The following is a 773-nucleotide window of genomic DNA, read 5'->3' on the forward strand; positions in this document are numbered from 1 at the left end:
CCAGTAGCGGCTCTCAACTCGCACCACTGATTTTTACCAACTTGTTGTTTACGGCCGTTTGGCAATCACTTTTTTTCGCTGATGTAATGAGCCGCACTCAAATCGCGGGCATGGGCTTAATTGTGCTCGCGACGGTATTGAATGGGTGCTGGGATGTATTGGTCAAGCATCATCAAAGCAAGGCGTTACAAACGAGAACATCTTAGTGCCTCGTAAAAGTAAGTTGAGATAAGCATTTAAAACGCAAGCAAATTTGATTTTTCCTGAGAATAAACTAGCGTCAATGAAGGTTCAGGGAGAGAAAACATGCTTACATTAAACTATTACGTAGAAATAACCGCGACTCCGCAGCGCGTATGGAGAGTGCTGACGGATGCTGAGCTTTACAAGCGTTGGGCGCAGGCATTTTCACCTCAATCTCAATTCGAAGGGGAGTGGGAAGAGGGCAGCGACATCACCTTTTTTGATCCGGATATGGGCGGCACTCGCGCAGTGATTGATTCTGTGCAGCCACTGCATCGGCTAGAGTTTCATCATGTTGCCATCTTTAACCCCGACAATAGGCAACAGTTGGACGCCGATATTGCAGCCAAGTGGATTGGATCTCGTGAGATCTATCAGATCGACACAGAAGACGAACGCTTGTTGCTCAACATCACCATTCACACTCACAGTGACTTTGTATCGATGTTCAACAATGGGTGGGAAAAAGCGTTGCCATTGATTAAAAGTATTTGTGAGGAAACGGACTCGCAATAGCACTAAATATCGAG

General features: G+C 46.1%; 1 protein-coding gene and 1 pseudogene. Both read left to right on the forward strand.

Annotated elements, in window-relative coordinates; translation table 11 throughout:
* Positions 1-206, forward strand: a pseudogene (locus R7Q46_RS26530) (EamA family transporter); the annotation flags it as partial.
* Positions 207-306: 100 nt separating this feature from the next.
* A complete protein-coding gene (locus R7Q46_RS26535) occupies positions 307-759 on the forward strand; it encodes an SRPBCC family protein (protein WP_005462830.1) in 453 nt (150 codons plus the stop codon).
* Positions 760-773 lie beyond the last annotated feature (14 nt).

The sequence above is a fragment of the Vibrio sp. 811 genome (assembly GCF_033339195.1).